Source organism: Parabacteroides sp. CH2-D42-20 (assembly GCF_003670185.1).
GTDB classification, from domain to species: domain Bacteria; phylum Bacteroidota; class Bacteroidia; order Bacteroidales; family Tannerellaceae; genus Parabacteroides; species Parabacteroides distasonis.
Window position 1 is genome coordinate 1 of record NZ_RAYG01000015.1, and the last position, 22,447, is coordinate 22,447.

11 protein-coding genes and 2 pseudogenes are annotated in these 22,447 nt (G+C 44.5%); 10 read left to right on the top strand and 3 right to left on the bottom strand.

Translation table 11 applies throughout. The features are described from left to right. Positions 1-704: 704 nt before the first annotated feature. A complete protein-coding gene (locus tag D7V92_RS10830) occupies positions 705-4,277 on the top strand; it encodes a DUF6383 domain-containing protein (protein ID WP_121772860.1) in 3,573 nt (1,190 codons plus the stop codon). A 180-nt stretch (positions 4,278-4,457) separates the two neighbouring features. On the opposite strand, the pseudogene D7V92_RS10835 reads toward D7V92_RS10830, so the two are convergent. Then, positions 4,458-5,065, bottom strand: a pseudogene (locus D7V92_RS10835) (Bro-N domain-containing protein). A gap of 195 nt (positions 5,066-5,260) precedes the next feature. On the opposite strand from D7V92_RS10835, the gene D7V92_RS10840 reads away from it, so the two are divergent. The 7 genes and pseudogenes from D7V92_RS10840 to ispF all read left to right on the top strand — a co-directional run bounded on the left by D7V92_RS10840 (position 5,261) and on the right by ispF (position 14,627). After that, the gene (locus D7V92_RS10840) at positions 5,261-5,524 is read left to right on the top strand and encodes a hypothetical protein (protein WP_121772861.1); all 264 of its coding nucleotides are present in this window, start codon (positions 5,261-5,263) and stop codon (positions 5,522-5,524) included. Positions 5,525-5,722: 198 nt separating this feature from the next. Continuing rightward, a pseudogene (locus tag D7V92_RS10845) lies at positions 5,723-8,146 on the top strand (M14 family metallopeptidase); the annotation flags it as partial. Between the two features lie 55 nt (positions 8,147-8,201). Further along, the gene (locus D7V92_RS10850) at positions 8,202-8,852 is read left to right on the top strand and encodes a redox-sensing transcriptional repressor Rex (RefSeq protein WP_005866780.1); all 651 of its coding nucleotides are present in this window, start codon (positions 8,202-8,204) and stop codon (positions 8,850-8,852) included. A gap of 3 nt (positions 8,853-8,855) precedes the next feature. Then, on the top strand, positions 8,856-9,470 hold the full coding sequence (locus D7V92_RS10855) for a fumarylacetoacetate hydrolase family protein (RefSeq protein ID WP_005861219.1): 615 nt from the start codon (positions 8,856-8,858) through the stop codon (positions 9,468-9,470). Continuing rightward, complete coding sequence (gene porU / locus D7V92_RS10860) at positions 9,467-12,841, top strand: type IX secretion system sortase PorU (RefSeq protein ID WP_121772863.1); 3,375 nt, start codon at positions 9,467-9,469, stop codon at positions 12,839-12,841. Before D7V92_RS10855 ends, porU begins: the two co-directional genes overlap by 4 nt. A 91-nt stretch (positions 12,842-12,932) precedes the next feature. Next, a complete protein-coding gene (porV, locus tag D7V92_RS10865) occupies positions 12,933-14,135 on the top strand; it encodes a type IX secretion system outer membrane channel protein PorV (RefSeq protein WP_005861221.1) in 1,203 nt (400 codons plus the stop codon). Between the two features lie 6 nt (positions 14,136-14,141). Continuing rightward, complete coding sequence (ispF, locus tag D7V92_RS10870; RefSeq protein ID WP_008773883.1) at positions 14,142-14,627, top strand: 2-C-methyl-D-erythritol 2,4-cyclodiphosphate synthase; 486 nt, start codon at positions 14,142-14,144, stop codon at positions 14,625-14,627. Here ispF and D7V92_RS10875 read toward each other — a convergent pair. Next, a complete protein-coding gene (locus D7V92_RS10875; RefSeq protein ID WP_051635824.1) occupies positions 14,596-16,902 on the bottom strand; it encodes a PAS domain-containing sensor histidine kinase in 2,307 nt (768 codons plus the stop codon). The two genes, ispF and D7V92_RS10875, sit on opposite strands and share 32 nt — an antisense overlap. 859 nt (positions 16,903-17,761) lie before the next feature. Then, positions 17,762-18,670: a 6-bladed beta-propeller gene (locus D7V92_RS10880; RefSeq protein ID WP_121772864.1), complete on the bottom strand. Its 909-nt coding sequence runs from the start codon at positions 18,668-18,670 to the stop codon at positions 17,762-17,764. 215 nt (positions 18,671-18,885) lie between these two features. Here D7V92_RS10880 and D7V92_RS10885 point away from each other — a divergent pair, with 215 nt between their 5' ends. Together D7V92_RS10885 and D7V92_RS10890 are read left to right on the top strand one after the other, a co-directional pair. Further along, the gene (locus D7V92_RS10885; RefSeq protein ID WP_008773880.1) at positions 18,886-19,230 is read left to right on the top strand and encodes a translation initiation factor; all 345 of its coding nucleotides are present in this window, start codon (positions 18,886-18,888) and stop codon (positions 19,228-19,230) included. 11 nt (positions 19,231-19,241) lie between these two features. Next, the gene (locus D7V92_RS10890; protein ID WP_121772865.1) at positions 19,242-22,409 is read left to right on the top strand and encodes an exodeoxyribonuclease V subunit beta; all 3,168 of its coding nucleotides are present in this window, start codon (positions 19,242-19,244) and stop codon (positions 22,407-22,409) included. Positions 22,410-22,447 lie beyond the last annotated feature (38 nt).

Consider the following 22,447-nt stretch of genomic DNA (forward strand, 5'->3'; position numbering starts at 1 on the left):
CGCGAATATATGCGTTAGCCGACGCAACCGTATGTTTTAGGTGATACATACGGTAGTAATCCCCATCGCATACGATAGAAATAGCCTTCACATACGGGTGAATTACAGGTTTTAGCCTTAAGAATATGAATTAGGATGAATAATTTTCGCCAGAATGAAAGGGCATATTCCGTTATCTTGTTATGGAATAACTACTTGCGAATATTTTTTCTCGTTTTACGGAACTATATGTATAATCTCCCGGAAAATTCGATTCTCAAGGACTTTAATTTTCAAAGTGTCACAATGACAATCCGTAAATTCCGGGTAACTCGTTTAATATAATATTAATGTACGCCTGTACATTAATTAATGCTATACTATAAAAGTTGATGAATAATAGATTGAAATGATATTTGGAGTATGAAAACGACTAGTATAAACGATCGATTCTTTTAGTCATTTGCAAAGGTACGCGTTTCTTCGATACTTGCAACCCTTCCGGGCTATTTTTTTACCGCTTATTCTCTTTCTTATCAATAGGATAGGTTATCCTTTACGAAACAAGCGATTCCTTCAACGAACTGTGCGTTTAGGCATCAAAAAAACGCAAGATTTAATCGATCGTTTAGACTAGTCGTTTTGTATGGTTTAGGGATCGGTTTAGTAGGGCTAAGTATTTGATTATCTTAATAAACACTAGTATTAATATTAATTTCAGTATTATGAACAAAAAGTTTTCTACACTTTTGTGTGCTGGTCTGCTGGTTTCCGCATTCACATTGAATGCTCAAACTCCTGCACAGGCTCAGCATATTGATGCTCTTACTTCTATTTCAGGAGTGGGGGCGGCGGCAGTACCCTATTTTGAGTCTGCCACTCCTAAAGGAATGTTCCAATTGAAAGCAAACGACAAAGTCCTTATCGTGGAAAATGATAAGTACAAATTGGTTGCTCCTTCTGATCTTACGGATGTTGAATCTTCTTTATGGTGTATCTCTATTACTGAGACAGAGAGCCAAGGAAAGAACCCTATCTTCGATTTCATCAATAAGAAGACTGGCGCTATTTTGGCATTTGATACAGAGACAAGCAATGTAGGTTCTTCTTTCGGTGGTTGGGCTTTTTCTTCAACTTGGACAAAGAGTAGTTACGAGAAAGATCCAACTAAGGGTGGTTTAAGACCCAATAAGGAGTTGTTTACTTACATCGATTCCGATTATGCTTATATTTTGTTTGGTGAAGGCGATGAGGTTAAAGCTAAAAAAGTAATGGCTTCTGATGCCGAGGACAAAACAGGTGACGCTCAATATGCATTGAAATTTACTGTTTGGAACGCCGGTACTTATGTATTGAGCGCTAATGAGATCAACGCTTATTTGAAAAACAACAAAGACGTATTGAATTTCCATTTGGATGCTAATGCGGATGTCAACCCATTCTCTGCTTCTCAAATTGAAGCAAAGGTGGCCGATGGTGTAACCGCTGATGGAAAGAATTTCGTTTATGTCGTTAAGAAAGACGAGAAAGATAAGAAGACTTACTTGAAGGTCGATACAGCCGCTAACGGTGTGGGTATCGAGTTCTTGAAATTCGGATGGTCTGATACGAATGTTGAGAAATATGCAGATGCGCTTACGGTAACGGGTGATGCGGATGATATTTCACAGCAACATAAGTTCCTATTCACTTATCGTCCTTCTGCTGATAGCTTGTTTATTCAAGTAAAAGAAGCTCGTGTTAGGGATACGCAGAAACCTACCGCTGAAAGAGGTTATTGGAAAGATGCCACCAAAGTGAAATATAGTTCAAACTACCATGATATTTATTGCGATGGCAAACAGGCGGCAGACGCAAACTCCGATGCGGATCAATTATTCGTTAAGTTACAAAACTATACGGTAGCCGATCGTATTGTCACGATCGGTACCAAGGCTATCAATACACAGATTAGTTTCGGTATTAATGGTTGTGTCGCATCTAATAACAAGACATCCTTGGACGAGGGTTTGTATATTATCAAGAATGATAAGGGACAAGTTTTGGCCGCTCCTATCCACTTAAATGATAACAATGCTGCGAACAAGGCTCAATGGATTACTTTGGATGAGCAAGATCCGATGCACATGCCAGCTTATCAATGGGTTGTAACAAAGGTTTATACGGCAGATAAGGCAAAGGCTACTTCTCCTGTAAAGTTCGTTAACCGTGAGTTCCCCGAATTGTATGCGAATTCTGTTCAATTAACTTTAAATGAGGATGGTGATATCATAGGTACGGCAGTGGGTACTACTATTGATAAAGTCTTGAATAAAACTACTTTCACTCGTATCACGGATAAGAATATCTTAGGTGATAAGAAATTAGGCTATCGTTATATCCCGACAGATTCTTTATTGGTTAATAAGTATGTATTTAACTATTTGAATCCGTTTACGGATAGCTATTGGATGGCCAACGGAGCAGATAAGGATTCTGTAAACTATGTGAAAGAAACGGCAAGCCGCTACATGTTGGAAGAAGGTTCTACTGCCGGATACGGTTATGGTTACGGTAAAGATAAGGATACTCCGGAAGGTAAAGCATTGGCTCGTTTAGGCATCGCACGTTTGGAGAGAACGAACTATGTAGTCAAGACTGTAGACGGTGCGAAGTCTTTGGTTGAGGCTTACGGTGAGAAGTACTCTATGGGTGTTAATAATTATAAGGTAACTCCTTATGTTGTTGATACATTCTTCTTCAAGGAAAATAATCATTATAATGCTAAACATTTCTATGCGATTGTAGAGTCTGCTCCGAAATGGGTAGCTTCTGATGGAAAAGTTATCTATGCCTACGAGGTAAAGAATGACAAAGGCGAAGTTGTAAAATATGTAAATGCGCAAGGCCAAGACGTTTCAGTTTCTAATTATAAGTGGGCTGGTGCTATCATCCAAAGCGCAAGTGCTGAGTTTGACAAGGCAACTCATAAGGTTGGTACTGCTGATGACGGTAAGAGCGCCGTATTGAAAGTTCAGATCTTGAACGAGACTCGTACATCTGCCTTCACGGTAGAAGCAGATAAGACCCCGTTGTATCGCCGTTTCAACAATGCCGTCATAGGTGAGAAGGCCGACGATGCTGCTGATAGCTTGATTTTCGTTGAGAAGATCCGTCAAGAATACTTGATGGATGAGTGGAATCCTAACTTGACTTCAGAAACCGTTGATTACGCAGGTATCTGGAACCGGGATAAAGCAAAAGGTAAGTTGGTGTTCAATATTGATACGGCTTGGGTAAATCGTGGTAAAGGTTATATCAAACCACAATACTTGATCTCTGTTGATCGTCAAGATCAAGATTTGAACATCGTGACTCATCCTTGTACTGAGGCTGGTCCTCACATCAAGCCGGACGGAACTCCGACAACGGATCAATACGAATGTGTTCATGCTACTCACAAGACCTTAGGCTTCACGTATGGTAAGTATTTGGTAAGTTTCGGTGACTCCGCTATGATTAATGACATGGAAGCTCCATACATGGATATCAAGGGTGGTTACACTCGCGTAGGATTCGTGAGAGCTATTAAGGTTGGCGATTCTTTAGTCGTATTAACGAATGGTTTCGAGAAAGTTGAACCGGCTAAGATTGATACCGCTGAGATCTTCGCTAACTATAAGGCAACGAAGTGCGAGCGCTTCATTGTTGACTTAACTGGTGATAATCACAAGAACGTAACTTGGTCATTCCGTTATGTAAATCCGTTAGAGGCTGCCAAGGCTTATATTGAAGGAGGCGAAGGTGAAGGTGTGAACAATGAGTTCTTGTTCGAATCTAACATCTATGAGAAAACAGGCTATAAGTCTACAAATGCAACAGTAGCAGGTGTTTCTACTGACGGAAAAGCAACAAAGGGCTTCCAAGAGGCTCAGTCTGGCTCAATCGCTCCTGAATATGCCGCATGGTTGAAGATGCAGAATGGTTGCTTGGTATTGACTCGTGGTGATTCTAAATTTGATGCGGCTAAGACTGGTTCTGACGGTGCTTTGATCTTCAATGCTGTTCGCCCGACAGAAAAGGATGATATGGTAACTTCTAATGATGAGGTATCCGTAGAAGGCGTATCTGTAGTAGCTACTAACGGTGCCGTGACTATCCAAGGCGCAGCTGGTAAGTCTGTAGTAATCACCAATATCTTAGGTAAGGTAGTTGCTGAGACTATTCTTACATCTGATAACGCTACAATCGCCGTACCTGCTGGTATCGTAGCCGTAGCTGTTGATGGTGAGGAAGCTGTTAAGGTGGTAGTTAAATAATAAAGATATATAATTCTAAAATTCCCGTGCGGAGATTCGTCTTCAAGTAAACCGAGAGGTTGAACATGCGGGGATATTAATACTAAAGTAAAAAATTAAAGCTCTCCGTCAGTATTTCCGTGAGGCAAGAAAGCGGAAAAAGAATAAGCCCCGGTCGGTTTCTCGATCGGGGCTTTTTGCCTATTCTTTGTCGTTTTTATCTTTAAGTCTCAATCCGGTTCTAGCGTTGAGGGGAGAGATTACCGAGTGGCCTAAATCGCTTTCAAGTTGTTTGCGGGCGGCCTCTGCTGCTTTTCCTCCTTGTTTGGCGATAACTTCGTGTTCTTCGAGATGTTGCGGATTCTTTTCTTTGGACAATTCAGTGGTAGCTGCTTCGGCAAGCATATTAAGAGCAAGTTCCGTATTGGTCATATTGTCTCGTAAGCTCTCTTTTTTCAGACCTTTAATCGCTCTTTTGCCACTTGGGCCATCCATAGCTTGAAAGGTTCTGCTTTAGGGGATGGGATGGATTGGATAAGCCTAAACAGCTGTTCTGTCGTAGCCACGTCGGTTTTGTAGTATTTCCCATCGGTGGAAGGCAATTTCAGTTGGTTACAATTTGTAACCGACTCATTTCCCTCTTTTCTTAGCCTATGTTTCAGCACCTTCCAGTAATTGCTAGGATTAGGACTATCTGTGAGGATAGCGACAACGTCTACTATGGAGAAAAACCATTCCTCTGTTTCATCGTCCCAGACTGTACGCACTTTTTTCTCTTCGAAAATCTTGATAGCTTCTTTCTTTGTCATAATTGAAGTTTTTGTGTAAACACTTTAGTTAAAAGTGGGTGATATCTAAATCTTTGCTATGGTTTTGGATATCTCGAAACTTTTACGTAAAAATACAAAAGTTCTGAATGAACTCGAAACTTTTTGCGGAAAAGATATGTGGAAAGATAAGACTTATATATTCGGATATAAATTCTTCACGAAGGAAAAGAGTGCGTGAACAACGCTTTCGAGAAATCTGCTTCTACGGCTAACACTTATAAGTGGGAAGGCCTTTCTCGCGTAGCGTTTATCGAGGGTAAGTATGTGGCAGGCACTGATTCCTTGGAATTATATACCGCTACGGATACGGCTAAATATGTGAAGAAGCATGATGATGAGGCTAATTGGGCATTCGCTTTGAACCCGGATCCCAGAAGAAAAGACAAGCTCCGGTCGGATTTTCCACCGGAGCTTTTTTATGTTGTCAATTATTCGTAATTTTGGCAAGAACATGATCGTTTATATGAAAAATCCTTTGTCAAGATGAAAGCTAGCTGCATTATCTCTTTGCTGTTTATCTGTGTGTCGGTAGACCTTTTCGCCCAACCTAAGGCGGTGGAGACAACGTATGATTTATCCTATTTCTTGCCGGAAGGCAATTACCAGTACGATTCGAATATCCCTGAACCTGCAACGGTTTTAGGTTTTCAATTGGGACGTCAACATGCCGATTGGGGACAAGTCGTTGAATATATGAAGGCTTTGGCTGAAGCCTCGGATCGGGTGACCTTGCAGGAAGTAGGGCGTACTTATCAATATCGTCCTTTTATAGAGGTGGTAATTACCTCTCCGGAAAACCAACGAAATATAGAAAAGATTAGAGAGGAGCATTTGGCCTTGACCGATGTAGATCGTTCCACAGATCTGGATATACGGAAAATGCCGGTTGTTGTCAACTTGGTATATAGTATCCACGGAAATGAGCCTTCCGGCGTGAACGCTTCATTGGCTGTCGCTTACTTCTTGGCGGCGGCGCAAAGTAATGAGATCGATGACCTGTTGAGAAATACGGTGATCGTTCTATATCCGGGAGCTAATCCTGATGGCATAAACCGGTTCGCTAATTGGGTGAATACGACCCGTAGCCAAACGGACGTAAGTGACCTTAATTCCCGGGAATTCCAAGAGCCATGGCCTTCTAGCCGTACGAATCATTATTGGGCGGATTGCAACCGGGATTGGCTGATGGCGCAACACCCGGAAGGGATTACAGGAGTGAATACCTATTTTAAATGGATGCCGAATGTATTGGCCGACCAACATGAGCAAGGCGCTGATCGACCTTACTATTTCAGTCCGGGGCATCCGAAGCGTACGCATCAGTTGACTCCTCGGCAAAATCAAGAGCTTACGGCGGAAGTATCGGCTTATTGCGCAAAGGAGTTGGATAAGATCGGTACGTTGTATTACTCAAAGGAGGGATACGATGATTATTACTACGGCAAAGGAGCCGCCTATGGTGATATTCACGGATCGGTTTGCTTGCTTTATGAGCAGGGTACGTCCCGGGGGCATTTGCGGGAGACTCGTAATGGGGTGCGCTCGTTTGCGTGGACGATTCGTAACCAAGCATTCGGTTCGTATGGTACGATCCTTGCCGGCTATCGGCTAAAAGATAAATTACTGGCTTACCAACGGGATTATTATAAGAATGTCAAGGCGGATATCGCTAAGCAGCCGGTAAAAGGATATGTCTTCGATACCCGTGGCTCTCGCTCTGTGGGCTATCATTTTATCGAGAATATGGGGCATCACCGGATTAACGTATATCATTTGGCGAAAGACTTCTCGGTAGATGGGAAGACGTTTAAGGCGGATGAGGCCTTTATCATCCCGGTGGATCAGAAAAATAACACGATGATCCGTGCGATTATGGAAGATTGCCTAAGCTATGAGGATAGTACTTTCTATGATATCTCTACTTGGTCCTTCCCTTATGCGTTTAATTTGGAATTCGCGCAAGTGAAGAATACGAATGGCTTTATCGGTAAGCAGGTTGTGGAGAATCGGTTTGTACCCGGTCAAATGATTGGCGGTAAAAGTGATTATGGATACCTTTTTACGAATGTAGAGTTCTATACCCCGAAAGTGATGTATGAGTTATTGCGGAAAGGTATTCATGTACAAGCAAGTAATCGCCCGTTCCATTTCCGTTCGGGAGATATAGAGAAAGAGATGGGGTACGGTACAATCTTGGTATCTGCGTGGAATCAACCGGTATCTTCCGATGAGCTTTATGAGCTATTGTCTAAACTGGCGAAAGAATCGGGTGTGGATATCTATGCGGCTACAACCGGATTGATGCAAGACGTGGATTTGGGTAGCCCGGCTTATACGGCGTTGAAATTACCGAAGGTAGCCATTCTTGTGGGACGTACGATGGGAGTTCCGGATTCCGGCGAGGCGTGGTTTTTATTAGATCGACGTTTCCAGATGAGACCGACATTGATTGAGGCTACCGCTACGCTGACATCCCGGAAGTTGAGCCGTTATAATGTGATTATTCTGGCGAATGGAATTCCGGATCTCACGAAAGAGTCGGAAAAGGCATTGAAGGATTGGGTAGCGAATGGCGGTACGTTGATCGCCTCGGGAAAGGCCTACTCTTGGGTTGATAAATCCGGGATTCTTCCGATCTCGGTGAAAGACGCTTCATTTAAAGAGGATTCTACCCGTTATCGGGCTTACTCGGAGAAGAAAGAGGCGGCGGCAGGAAATAGCATCAGCGGTGTTATCTTGAGTTGCTCTCTGGATAGCTCTCATCCGTTGGCTTGGGGATTAGAACAACCGAAGATAGCGGTTCTAAAAAAAGGAAACTTGATTTTTGAGAAAGATAGCGATCCTTACGTCTCTCCTCTGCATTATACGGAAAAACCGTTGTTGTCCGGATTTCTTTCGGAGAAAAATGAGAGTTTATTGCGGAATACGCCGGCTGTGTTCGCTAAGAAATATAAGAGTGGGGCGGTATTTGTCTTTGCTGATGATCTGAATTTCCGCTCTTATTATTTTGGGACGAGTAAATTATTCATGAACGCGGTCTTTTTTGGTGAATGTCTTTAATTTTGTACTTTTGCAAGCTTGCACGAATGTTATACATGAATAGGAAAATTAGACAATGGCCAGCGATGATATAAAACAGGCATGGAAAGTGCCGGAACCTACGTTAAGGAGGTTGCCGTGGTATCTTGCGTTTGTAAAGTTGATGAAAGGAAAAGGGGAAACGTTTATCTCATCCACCCAGATCGCTAAGGAGATAAATGTAGATCCTAGTCAGGTCGCTAAAGATCTCTCTTTTGTGAATATCTCCGGGAAGACGAGAGTGGGATACGATATTAACGCATTGGTTGACGTACTGGAGGATTTCCTCGGTTTTACATCCCAGCATAAGGCATTTCTGTTTGGGGTAGGGAGTCTGGGCGCTTCTTTGTTGCATGACACCGGACTGAGTCAATATGGATTGGAGATCGTGGCGGGCTTTGATGTTCGTGAGGATTTGGACGGGAGCATGATTAATGGCATTCCCGTTTTTCATATGGATGATTTTCCTGCCAAGCAGAAAGAATATGGCGCGACGATCGGGGTGATCACCGTGCCGGTGGAGAAAGCGCAGGAGGTGACAGACCGGATTATCGAGGGAGGAATCAAGGCTCTTTGGAATTTTACCCCCTTCCGTATACGGGTGCCGGAACATATCGTAGTCCAGAATACTTCTATGTATGCGCATTTAGCTGTTATGTTTAATCGATTGAACTCAATGAATCACTAAAATATGAAGATTATCGCCGTTGGAATGAACTATGCCGCTCACAATAAAGAGCTGCATCATTCGTTAGAATTATCAGAGCCTACTATTTTTATGAAGTCGGACTCCTCTTTGTTGAAAGATGGGAAACCGTTTTTTATTCCGGATTTTTCATCGGAAGTTCATTATGAGACGGAGATCGTGGTACGGATAGACCGTTTGGGGAAAAATATAGCCGAGCGTTTCGCTCATCGTTATTACAATGAGGTTACGGTCGGTATTGATTTCACGGCACGGGATTTGCAGAATAAATTGCGTGCGCAAGGGCTACCGTGGGAGATTAGTAAGGCGTTTGATAATTCGGCTGTGATCGGGACCTTTATTCCGCTGGAGCAAGCGGGGGATGTAAACCGGCTTCCGTTCCATCTGGATATCAATGGCTCGAAGGTACAGGAAGGCAATACCTCGAATATGCTGTTTTCGGTAGATAAGATTATCGCGTACGTAAGTCGCTTCTTTACGCTGAAAATAGGCGATTTGATTTATACCGGAACACCTGCTGGCGTAGGTCCCGTGAAGATCGACGATCATCTGGAGGGATATCTTGGCGAGCGGAAGCTTCTGGATTTTTATGTGAGATGAGAAGATTAATATATATATTCATTATAGGTTTATTACTTTGCTCATATACATGGGCGGATGGTAGCCGTTATGCTTCTAAATCCCTGTTATCGGAGGGGAAATGGGTGAAGATCCGGGTGGATAAGACCGGAATCTACAAATTATCCTATGCGGATTTGAAGAATATGGGTTTCTCGGACGCATCGAAAGTCTCTGTCCATGGCTATGGAGGATGGCCCTTGGATGAGGATTTCAGTAAGGAATATATCGATGATGTCCCTTCTACACCGGTTTGGCGTGGGAGTGATTACCTGTTATTCTACGGGAAAGGTCCGGTTAAATGGGAGTATGACTCGTCGAGCCAGACATTCGTGCATACGAATAATCCTTATTCATTGTATGGCTATTATTTTGTGACCGATGCCACTCCGACGAATGATATGACTTCCGTGGCTCAAGCGAGTGGCGCTTCCACTCGGATTACGACTTATGATGATTATCTATTGCATGAGCAAGAGTTAGTCTCCGTAAACCAATCCGGCCGGGAGTTTTTTGGAGAGGACTTTAGTGGGGCACGCCCTCGTACAATTTCTACCTTTTCTTCTATCCCCGGGATTACGGATGCGGACGGTAAGGTGACCATGCGTTTTATCTCAAGAATTAACTCTGGCTCCGGTACGGCTTCTTTAAGTATCAATGACTCCGAATTGTTGGATATAACCATACCTTCTATCCAAACAGTAAGCTCGAATGTCAGATCGTATACAAAGGCGATTCCCGGGACAACCACCGCGTTATGGAAGGGATCAAAAAGTGAGAAAAATAACGTAGTGGTTTCCTATAGTTCAAGTGGACATACGAATGTACGTTTGGACTATATCCGTATGCAATTTGTCCGTACGTTGCGCCCTTATGGGGCTTCTACTTTTTTCAGAAGCTTGACTTCTGTAGGAAATGCGTCTCGCTTTGTTATTAGCGAGGCGAATTCGAATACCTTGGTGTTTGATGTGACCGATGCGTTGAATGTGAAGAGAGTGGAAGCCGATCTGAATGGTTCTGAACTTTCATTTACAATACCAGCGGGTAGATTGAGGGAGTTTGTGTTGGTTCAAACCAATCAAACATTTCCTTCTCCGGAAGTCGTGGGAGAAGTCGCTTCCTCGAATCTGCATGGTTTGGAACAGAGGGATATGATTATTATATCGGCCCCGTCTTTGGTTCAGCAGGCGGAGCGTTTGGCGGTTGCGCACCGTGAGAAAGATGGCTTGACTGTTGAAGTCGTAACTCCAGAGGCGATTTATAATGAGTTCTCTAGTGGAACTCCAGATGCGACGGCATATCGTCGTTTGATGAAGATGTTTTACGATCGTAGTTCCTCTTTGGGTAATCCTCCAAAATATTTATTGCTTTTCGGAGACGGGATCTATGATAATCGGGGGATAAGCGGTGAGGTGCAAGGTGTTTCACGGAGTAATATGCTCCTGACTTTCCAGTCTCAAGAGTCATTGAATGTCTACTCTTATGCGACAGATGATTATTTTGCGTTTTTAGAGGATAATTCCGGCAGTAATTTTAGCCGAGATAAGATGTGTCTGGGTGTCGGGCGCTTTCCAATCCGTACAGTAACGGAGGCGACTCAGATGGTGGATAAGACGATTTCTTATATGGAGAACAAGGATTTGGGTAGTTGGAAGAATAACGTGACATTCGTGGCGGATGATGGAAATAATGAGGATAGCTTCACAACGAATCATATGAAGCAGGCAGATCAGCTTGCTGAGGCCATTGAAGAGGTGCAACCCGGTTTTCTAGTTAATAAAGTGTATTTCGATGCTTATAAGCGTAGCAGCCTCGGGACTTATCCGGATGTGCATAATGAGATTGAGAAACTATTAAAAAGTGGTCAGTTGTTGATTAATTATACGGGGCATGGCAGTACGACCCATTGGGCGGACGAAAGCGTATGGACACAAACCGATATCAATAATTCCAGCTATAAGCATCTGCCGGTGTGGGTGACGGCTACCTGCGATTTTACCCGTTTTGACGATGTGAAAACTTCTGCGGGTGAATCTGTTTTCTTGAATCCTACCAGTGGGGGTATCGCTTTGTTTACGACGACCCGTGTCGTGTTCTCCGGTAATAATGCGAACTTAAATAAGGCGCTCATCGATAACCTGTTCCAAGAAGACGCGAATAGCCGTTATACACTTGGAGAGGCGATGATGTATACGAAACGTCAACTCAATGACTCAAATAAATTGAACTTTATCTTAATCGGAGACCCGGCGTTAAAGTTTGCGTATCCAGAGTATAAGGCTCGGGTGACGGCTGTGAATGGAGAAGCTGTTTCTGATGAGCCTTTTGAGTTTAAGGCGTTATCCCGGATTACGGTAGAGGGTGAAATCTTGAATCCGTCAGGTTCTTTTGCCGCGGATTTCACGGGCGTATTAAGCTCGACCATATTTGATAGCCAAAGTTCCATTACGACTTTAGGGAATAGCTCTGAGAAATTCACTTATCTCGATTATCCGAATACGATTTATATAGGTAGAGACTCGGTTCGAAATGGAAAGTTCAGCTTTACTTTTATGGTCCCGAAGGATATCTCTTATTCCAATAAGAAAGGTAAATTAAACCTATATGCGTCTTCCGAGACAAAAGAGGCGCAGGGTTCTTTCTTCGATTTTATCGTGGGGGGGACTTCGGATACGGCGGAGACTGATACGATCGGTCCCGAAATCCGGCAGATCTATTTGAATGATTCCAGTTTTGTTTCGGGCGATAAGGTAAACACGACTCCTTATTTTGTAGCGAAGCTGTGGGATAAGAGCGGCGTGAATATAACCGGCAGTAGCGTAGGGCATGATATGATGTTGACGATTGATAGTATGCCCTCTATGAGCTATAACTTAAATAGTTATTATGCGTTGCTACCAGATAGTGAGAACGAAGGACTTGTCCAGTTCTCCATCCCCGAGCTGGAGCCGGGAATGCATACCGCCGAGTTTAAGGTGTGGGATATCTTAAATAACTCCACGACCTATACCTTTACTTTTGAGGTGGCGGAAGGGTTGAAACCTAATCTGATCGAGATGTATGCCACCCCGAATCCGGCACGGGATCAAGTGGAATTCTTTCTGCATCACAATCGTCCGGAGTCAAACTTAAAGGTGACGGTTATGGTTTATGATATGACCGGTAAGTTCCTATGGAGTACCGAGAAGAGCGGTTCCTCCGAGTTGTTTAAGGCTTATATCGTAACTTGGAACTTGACGGATAATGGTGGCAGGCGGTTGCGCCCGGGAGTTTATCTGTATCGGGCGGCGATTAGCACGAATAACTCGAAAGAGGCGACGAAAGCGAATAAATTAATCATTCTCGCACAATAAAGTATCGGGTAATTAGTTTATAATAAGCATGGGGGTATGTTTATTACCCTCTAGGAATGATAAATGTAAATGTATTTTTAGAATAGAATATATGGTAAGAGTTTCAAGATTCAGTCTGTTACTAGCGGTTTTCAGCTTTTTGACGGCATTTACGGCTTTATATGCCCAAGGAGGCGCAGACGATGTTAAACATAAATTCGCCCCGATTAATACGGCGATACCGTCTTTGTCTATCGCGCCCGACGCTCGCGGAGGTGCTATGGGTGATAACGGTGTGGCTACTACGCCGGATGTGAATTCCCAGTACTGGAACCCGGCTAAGTATGCTTTTAGCTATAGTAAGGCCGGAGTCGCTTTATCCTATACGCCTTGGTTACGTAAATTGGTGAATGATGTGGCTTTAGCGTATCTGGCCGGTTATTATAAATTAGGCGATAGCGATATGCAGGCGATCGGAGCCTCTTTGCGTTATTTCTCTTTAGGAGAAGTGCAGGAAAGCCGGGATGGAGGAATGGGTAATCAGCTCATATTGAATCCTTATGAGATGGCTTTTGATGTAAGTTATAGCCGTAAATTATCGGATGTGTTCTCTATGGCGGTCGCCTTGCGCTATATTCGTTCGGACATGGGTGCCTCGTCGGACGCGGATATGGTTCCGGATAACGCTTTTGCCGCTGATATCGCCGGTTATCTGGAGAAATACGTGATCTTAGGGAATAGCGAGTGCCTGTGGAGCTTTGGTTTTAATGTCTCCAATATCGGTACGAAGGTCTCTTACGACGGCGGAAATACCAACCAATTCTTGCCTACGATGTTAAAGGTTGGAACCGGTTTGCTGTATCCGATCGATGATTATAACCAAATCGGTATCTATGTGGATTTGAGTAAATATTTAGTTCCTACCGAACCTATTCAAGAAGGTACGACTCCCGAGGATGAGGCTGCTTATAAGGAAAAACATGATGAATATAACAATATGTCCCCGATCACGGGTATCTTCAAATCATTCGGAGACTCGCCGAATGGCTTCAAGGGTGAGTTAGAGGAGATTATGGCCTCTATCGGTCTGGAGTATAATTACAATCAGCAGTTCTTTGTTCGTGGCGGTTATTACTATGAGAATAAATATCAGGGAAACCGTCAGTATTTCTCGGTCGGTGCCGGTTTCCGCATGAGTGTTTTCCAGTTGGATGCCGCTTATCTGATCAGTACGGTACAGAGTAACCCGTTGGACCAGACATTGCGCTTCTCCTTGTCGTTCGATATGGATGGAATCAAGAACCTTTTCAGATAAATGGGTATGAAGATACGTGTAGGTTTTGGTTATGACGTCCACGCCTTGGTGCCGGACCGGGAATTATGGCTGGGCGGGATTAAGATCGAGCATACGTTGGGTCTATTGGGACATAGCGATGCGGACGTGCTGATCCATGCGATCTGTGACGCTTTATTGGGAGCGGCCAATATGCGGGATATCGGTTATCATTTCCCGGATACGGCCGGTGAATATAAGAATATCGATAGTAAGATCTTGCTCCGGGATACCATGAGGCTTTTAAGAGACGCGGGCTATGAGTTGGGTAATATCGATGCCACCGTAGCCGCCGAGCGCCCTAAATTGAATCCCCATATTCCTCTGATGAAGAAAACGCTGGCCGAGGTCATGAACGTGGACGAGGAGGATATCTCTATCAAGGCCACCACCACGGAGAAGCTGGGCTTCACCGGACGGCAGGAAGGGATCTCGGCTTACGCTACGGTCTTGATACAGCGCATGGGATCGTAAACCAGAAAGTACTCCCTTTTCCTTCTTCCGACTCTACGCCGATCTTCCCGTGAAGATTCTCTAGGATCGTTTGGCAAATGGATAGCCCGAGTCCAGTTCCTTGGATAAAGGAATCGAATTTGGCGAAACGCTCGAATACGTGCGGGAGGTTCTTCCGCTCAATACCTTTTCCGGTATCTTTTACGTAAAAGTATAATCCATCTTCCCTCTCCTTGTATCCCATGCGGATAGACCCTTGGAACGTGAACTTACAGGCGTTCGTGAGGAAGTTGGTGATCACTTGGGTCAAGCGATTCTTCTCGGAATAGATAACACAATCCTGTTCGGGTATCTCGCAATAGAGAGTGACACCGTCTTTCACCCGGCTTTGGAAGGTCTGGTATAAGCTCCGGAATAGCGTGGATACGTTGAACTCGGAATAGATGAAATCCATTTGCCCGGCCTCGATCTTCGATAGATCCAGAATATCGTTCACGAGTTGAAGGAGAAGTTCGTTGTTCGTCTCGATGATCTCACAAAATTCTTTTGTCTCCTCGGAGGGGTTTGTTTGGGCGAGCAGGTTCGAGAACCCTACGATAGCGTTCAGCGGGGTACGTATCTCGTGGCTCATGTTCGCTAGGAAGGCTGATTTCAGCCGGTTGGATTCCTCTACCTTCGCTTTGTCCCTCAATTCCTGCTCCATCAGCTTGCGTTGATGGATCAGGGCAGTTCCCCCGATCAGGTAGATAGGTTTACCGACGGGATCGGTCTTGCCGGTGATGGCGTAAATTTCTATCCATATATAGTTTTCCCCCGTATCGTCTAGGTAGCGGATTTCCTCATCTACCGGTTGGCCCTCGCCGGAGGCAAGTGCTTCCATCTTATCACGGAGCCGGTCTAGGTCATCCGGGTACACGCCGCTATAGAACTCATTGGGTGACATCTTGAATATCCCGTTTACGCCTTTGTCACGGGCGGATCTTTGGGTGAGGTAGACATTATTGCACTCTATGATCTCGGCTCTTACGTCCCACGTCCATGTCATCATGTTGCTGGCTTTCAAGACGAGTTGATATTTCTGGTTTAAGTCCTGCGCTTGGCGTGCGATTCGTAGTTCCTTGTCTTTGCCCTTTTGCTTTTGGATAAAGAGGTGTACCCGTAATATCCCTATCGTTATCAATAACACCAGAATGACGAGTAGGCTTATGATATGGACCTTGTATTTCTGAAAGAAACCGGGAGGCTCTTGGAAATAAGTGGCGTTTGGGGGATATAAGCCGGGATCGATTTGGTGAAGCAATAGGTGTTGGTAATTCAGGTAAGTCTTCGGGGTTCCCGAAGTCAGGGTAGAGATTTCTTTGCTATCTTTTCCCGAGAGGATCATTTCGATCGTGTTGGCCGTCACCTGCGCGTAATCCTCCGGAGAAACATAATATCCCCCGGCGAAATTCCCGTTTTCTGTTTGTACGTCTTGCAAGGTAAAGACGGGGGGAACTGAGAAGCTGTTAATCATTTTCTGGACGTTATCGACTAGGTAACGATTCTCGTTGTCCTTCTGGGTCCTGTACCATGAGTAATAAAGGACGCCGGTCTTATTGTCGAAAGAGGCCAGCCTGTCCAATAAGTTCTCGGTGGAAATGGAAGTCGTAGACAGCGGTTCGAATTGGATGCCCGGGAAATCTTTCCGTAGCACGGCCTCCACATCCGCTTTCGTTTGCTGACTTATATAACGATGGTCGAAAATAAAGGCCAGCTTGGTTAATCCCGGTTGTAGCTTTTTGATTAGCTCGATCGTCTGCTTGATATAGACTGAGTATTTTATAAAAGTGGCGTTATAGCCTTTTACTACGTCCGTGATGGGGGTTAAGGTCTCGAGCGCGTTGGTATCCAGATCTATCAGATATTCTTCTTTCGGGTACATATTATCTCTGGCATAGCAGATGATAGAGGGAACATCTTTCCATTCCTTGTCAAATAACGGGCGGGTGATAAGCCAAGAGGGATCTCCTATGCATACGACTAAGGTGGGTGGCACAGGTACTCTCTCTAGGATCATTTGTCTCTTCTCTTGAAAACCTTCCATCGTGCGGATACCGGGGATCTGTAAGGGAATCGCCTTTACGGTAAACCCTTCCTTCCCGAATTTATTTTCTATATCAAGATAGGTCTGTTTCGTCCAGCTTTCCTCGAAGTTGATGGAGTGCAGTACGACGATCGACTTGCCTTCTGAGGGTCGTGCGCCCACGCCCAAATGGATACAAAATAAAAGTAATATGAGAGGAATTGTATTTTTCATGGTCGATGATTCTAAGCGATATAAGCATCAATAGAAAATTTTGTAGCAAATGTAGTGAATCCGCTTTTATAAAGCAAAGGCTTTGTCTGTCATCTTCATAAAATAATGGTTTTGATACGGATACGTGTGCGACTCCTCGTTGAGACATATGATGTTTGGTGGCGTATAATATTTTTGCGCTGGACAATCGTACTGAATTTTATTTCGAAAAAATATACAATAAGTCTGTTTTTTACCTGTTATAATTGCATAGTATTGATATTTAACTATTTATGTAAACGAGACTTGCTCTCTTCGAATTTCTATCCATAGTATTTTGAATTACTATGTATAGTAGATCGGGTTTACTATAGGTAGTAATCATGATTATTAGGGTATCTATTCTAAGGAAACATATAATGTGTACAATAACAAAAGATATTCCATATCTCTGGATAGCGGCATATGGTGTTCTAGTGTGTTAGATATTAAAGGTTCATTCGATAAATCTTTATGATGAGTTTTGAAAATGGAAATTATTCTTGAATATGATTGATTTATTTTGCTGTATTAATATTTTTTTTACGAACTTGCAACCGTACTTTTTCTAAGTCTATTTCCGCTGAATTGTGAGCATAATCTTATTATATCAATCTAAAAACACAAGAAAATGAAAAAATGTGTATCTATTCTAATTATCTTGTTGGGGGGATTGGATTGTACATGCGGATGATGGAGACTTGAATTTTAAGTATAAAAGAAAAATGATTATTGATTTCGCTAAGAGATAATTGAATTTGAGGTTTACTCTGCCAGATCGAGTGTTTGAGGCGCTGATCCGGCAGAGTTTTTTTGTGGGTGGAAGGAAGAAGTATTCTGGTTACTCTTCATTTTTGAAAACATATTTTACTAAGATTGGATTCTCTTCTTCCGAGTGCGATTGAATGATTCTTTGCTGATCCTCATTTCTTAGCTTCTCGGGAAATAGATCATTTAGTGGAAGCCCTCCTTCCGGGGTACAAAGGATGAAGTCTTCTCCGAAGTAGATCGGGTAAAGTTGCAAGCCTTCCTTGGTTCGCTCGAATTGAAGCAAATCATGTTTTTCCCTATTATAGAACAAGTGGATGTATTTGTTTTTACGGACAACCATGGCATATCGGTATCTGCTGTTTTGCCCTTGTGAATCTATTACATAATTTACGCTCTTGGAGGAATAGGCGTCCTTTACGTATTGGATTTGTTCTTGCTTGCTCATATTGGGACGAAACTTTAAATTCTCAATGTCATTGTTTAAATCTCCGAAATCCCAGCGATAAAGCTCAGTCAAGGTCGCTCCTGAAAGTGAATAAATCGTGTTAGTCAAAGATCTGCGGAGAGCGTGTGGGAAAGGAAATACACCCCTGCAAAATATATCTTTTCTCTCTTCCAGGAAATATTCATCGATTATCTCATTTCTTGATAGGGAATAGAACTTCAGGCGATTGTCATTATTATAGGTGAAGAAAGCGATCGTATCCTTGTTTTGGAACTGGAAAGAATTGTAGGCTCCAGTAATATCCGGAAGTCTCTTTTTCTCGATGAATTTACCCCCTAGGTCATAGAAAAAGAGAGCGTTGCTGACGGCGCAGAGTACTACAAAATTCCTGCGGGCTGTATCGATCGCGAAATCAGACAGATTTAGGTACTGCCCCGGGCCGTCTCCTTTTTCGTTAAGCGCGAATTGGAAACGTCCCTCCCGGTCGAAAACGAAGATTTCTTTAGATCCCGTACAAGAAAGAAAAATATGGATATCGCTGAATAGTAAATCAAACTACTCTTCATCTTATTGCTAGATTTAAGTGAAACCAAAATTAGAATATGTAAACGTAAGAAATAAATTATAATATTGGGTCACAAAAAGACGTGTTTTATTTCCCCGAAAAACATCATTGGGAGAAAAGAAATGCTTGTTTGCCTATTTCGGGATAAATCCGTAGCTTTGAACCATTAAAAACAATAGTATATATGAAGGATAACGACTGGAAAGATCGATTAGGCGTGATGTACTCCACGAATCCCGATTTTCAATATAATACGGGAGATACGGAGGAGGAAGATACGTTGCCGAAGGAGAAACAAGCTTTGCGTATTTCCTTGGACAAACGGAACCGGGGAGGGAAGATGGTTACCTTGATCACCGGGTTCCGGGGCACTTCCGAGGATCTGACCGCCTTGGGGAAACTCTTGAAAGTGAAATGCGGCGTAGGCGGCTCCGCGAAGGACGGGGAGATAATCATCCAAGGGGACCTGCGTGCCAAGGTGTTGGATATCCTCCGGAAAGAGGGCTATTCGAAAAGCCGTACGATCTAATCCCGATCGCTATGCTAACAATCTATAGGGCTTCCGCCGGGGCGGGCAAGACGCATAAATTGACAGGGGAGTACCTGATGTTACTCTTCTCCCAGCCGGGCGCTTACCGCCGGATCTTGGCCGTGACGTTTACGAATAAGGCGACGGATGAGATGAAAACCCGTATCGTTCAAGAACTTTATCACCTCGCTTCCGGCCGCGCGTCCGATTATATCCAGCTACTCTCTTCCGCCTATTCCTTGACGGAGCGGCAGGTGAGGGAGCAGGCCCGGAAGATTTTGGTCGCTATCCTGCACGATTACTCCGCCTTTAATATCAGTACGATCGACCGCTTTTTCCAGCAAACGATGCGTGCCTTTACCCGCGAGATCGGCTTGCAAGGCGGCTATGGTATCGAGATGGACCAAGAACTGGTCTTGACCGAGGCGATCGATAACCTGCTGGCCGATCTGGAGAAGCCGGAGAGCAAGGATTTGCTAGGTTGGTTGCTGCGTTTCGCCGAGGACAAGATCGAGGATGGTGGCGGCTGGAGCTTGCGGAAGGATATCATGTCGCTCAGCCGGGAGGTCTTTAAGGAGAGTTATAAGGCATTTAGCGAGGAGGTCGGTAAAGATATCTCGGATAAGCAGGCCCTTGATGCCTATAAGAATGAGCTATACGCCATTATCCGCTCCGTAGAGGCGGAGGCGAAACGTTTAGGAGAGGAGGGAGTGGCATTGCTGAAACAGTTCGCCTTACAACCCTCGGATTTTAAGGGAGGAAGTCGTTCCCCATTTTTCTATTTCGAGAAGCTGGCGAGAGGTGAGATGAAAGAGCCGACTGCCACGTTCCAAGCTCTGCCGGATAATCCGGATGCCTATACGACCAAGACGACTCCACCGGGCCTCCGGCAGATCATCGGGTGTGTATATGAGGAAGGGTTGAATGCCTGCGTAAAGAATATCGTATCCCTGTTCGCCAACCTGACAGCCTATAACACGGCCCGGGAGATCGTGCGTTATTATTATACGTTAGGGATCTTAACCGATATCTCCCGGCAAATCGCCTCTTACCGGGAAGAAAAGAATGTCATGCTGATCGCCGATACGACCGAGTTGCTGAATAAGGTCATCAGCGGCAGTGACGCCCCCTTTATCTACGAGAAAACGGGTACGCACGTAGATCATTATATGATCGATGAGTTCCAAGATACCAGCGGCATGCAGTGGAATAATTTCCGGCCCTTGGTGGAGGAGAGTCTGGCGAATGGCCGGGCGAATCTGATCGTTGGCGACGTGAAACAAAGTATTTATCGTTTCCGTAACTCGGATTGGAAGCTATTGGACGAGCAAGTCCGCAGGGATTTCGAGGAGGAACAGGTCCGTGAGAAAACCCTGATGGATAATTGGCGAAGCTGCCGCCATATCGTGGAGTTTAATAACGCGTTCTTCTCCGCCGCTCCGGCGATCCTGCAAGATCTATATAATGAAGCGTTGAAAACCTCCTCATTAAGCGAGGAAGAACGCACGGCCTTTTTCACGAAGATCATGACCGCTTATGATAAGAGCATTCAGCGTGTCCCTCCCCCTTTCCAGAAGAAGGACGGACATGTACGGATCGATTTCTTGTCCGGCGATGAGGAGAAGGACTGGAAGCAGGAGGCGATGGAGCGATTGCCGGCTACCTTGGAGCGCTTGCAGGATAACGGTTACGCGCTAAAAGACATCGCCATACTCGTGCGTACCAATCAAGAAGGCGCTCTAGTGGCTGATACGTTGCTAGCCTATAAGGAAGAGCATCCGTCCGACCGGTACAATTACGATATCATCTCCGATGATGCCCTGTTCGTGGGTAGTTCTCCGGCGGTCCGTTTCCTGATCGCCGTATTGCGCTATTTGCGAAATCCGGAGGACCGGACGAACAGGAAATTGGCGATGTATGCCTATCAAGTATTAACCGGAAAATTCGGGGAGAGCGAGGCGGACGAGTCTGTTTTCCAAAACCTTCAGTCTATCTCCCGGCAATCCTTGTACGAGGTAACCGAAGGGCTCTTCCGTAACTTCTCCGCTTACTTCCCGGAAACGGAACAGGTATTCGTGCAAGCCTTTTTGGATATGGTTTCCGAGTACGCCCAAAAAGAAAGCGCGGATTTGAACCGTTTCTTGAGATGGTGGGACGAGACCGGTTATCGAAAGACGATCGCTACCCCGGATGGGCAAAACGCTATCCGCATCTTGACCGTACATAAATCCAAGGGCTTAGGTTTTAAGGTCGTTATCATTCCTTTCGGGGACTGGGAGATCGACCATAAGCCGACAAAGCCCGTTATCCTTTGGTGCCACCCGGAGAAGAAGCCGTTTGACCGCCTGCACTTAGTTCCTGTCCGTTACGGACAGATCCTGAGTAGCACGATTTTCGCCAAGGATTATTTCAAGGAACGCTTGCATGCTTTCATCGATAACTTGAACACCTTATACGTCGCTTTTACCCGTTCGAAAGAAGAACTGATCGTATTCTCCCCACGTCCGAGGAAGATCAACAAGGAAGGTAAGGTTGAGAAGATAACTTCCATCGCCGATCTATTGTGGGCGGGGGTGGAGACGGAGATCGAGGATGATACCTTTGAAAGGGGCGAATGGTGGCGTCCAGCTTCGGGTAGAACGGCAGAAGATACCCTGGAGGAAATCCCCATGAGCCGCCTGTATTCCGTTTCCCCGGATGATCGTTTACAATTACGCCTGCATGGGAAAGGATTCTTTTTCGATAATGCCAGGCGGAAGCACGGTACCTTGATGCATGAGGTATTGAGCCGGATACGTACGTCGAAAGATATTCCCGCTTCGGTCGAAAGTTATCGGTTAGCCGGGGTGATTAACCGGGAGGAAGCGGCGGAGTTGATCAGCCGTCTGGAAGAATTATTGCAAGCGGAGGAGGTAAAGGCTTGGTATGATGGTTCCGCCCGTGTCTTGAATGAAGTGGATATCCTGTTCGGTAAAGGCTTGTCTAAACGCCCGGACCGGGTAATGATAAAAGATAACAAGGTAATTGTCGTGGATTATAAATTTGGCGAACGGCAAGATAAGCGCCATCCTAATCAGGTAAGAAATTACTTGCAATTAATTCGTAAAATGGGTTTCGAGCGGGTAGATGGATACCTTTGGTACGTAGAGTTAGGTAAAATAGAGGCAGTGAATAAGTGATATATTTTTGATATTCGGTAAAAATGAATATTTTTGCA

What these genes read in the sequence shown, in the direction of transcription:
- D7V92_RS10830 (WP_121772860.1), top strand. Translation starts at nt 705, where the DNA reads ATGAACAAAAAGTTTTCTACACTTTTGTGTGCTGGTCTGCTGGTTTCC.
- D7V92_RS10850 (WP_005866780.1), top strand. Translation starts at nt 8,202, where the DNA reads ATGGCCAGCGATGATATAAAACAGGCATGGAAAGTGCCGGAACCTACG.
- D7V92_RS10855 (WP_005861219.1), top strand. Translation starts at nt 8,856, where the DNA reads ATGAAGATTATCGCCGTTGGAATGAACTATGCCGCTCACAATAAAGAG.
- porU (WP_121772863.1), top strand. Translation starts at nt 9,467, where the DNA reads ATGAGAAGATTAATATATATATTCATTATAGGTTTATTACTTTGCTCA.
- porV (WP_005861221.1), top strand. Translation starts at nt 12,933, where the DNA reads ATGGTAAGAGTTTCAAGATTCAGTCTGTTACTAGCGGTTTTCAGCTTT.
- ispF (WP_008773883.1), top strand. Translation starts at nt 14,142, where the DNA reads ATGAAGATACGTGTAGGTTTTGGTTATGACGTCCACGCCTTGGTGCCG.
- D7V92_RS10875 (WP_051635824.1), bottom strand. Translation starts at nt 16,902, where the DNA reads ATGAAAAATACAATTCCTCTCATATTACTTTTATTTTGTATCCATTTG.
- D7V92_RS10885 (WP_008773880.1), top strand. Translation starts at nt 18,886, where the DNA reads ATGAAGGATAACGACTGGAAAGATCGATTAGGCGTGATGTACTCCACG.
- D7V92_RS10890 (WP_121772865.1), top strand. Translation starts at nt 19,242, where the DNA reads ATGCTAACAATCTATAGGGCTTCCGCCGGGGCGGGCAAGACGCATAAA.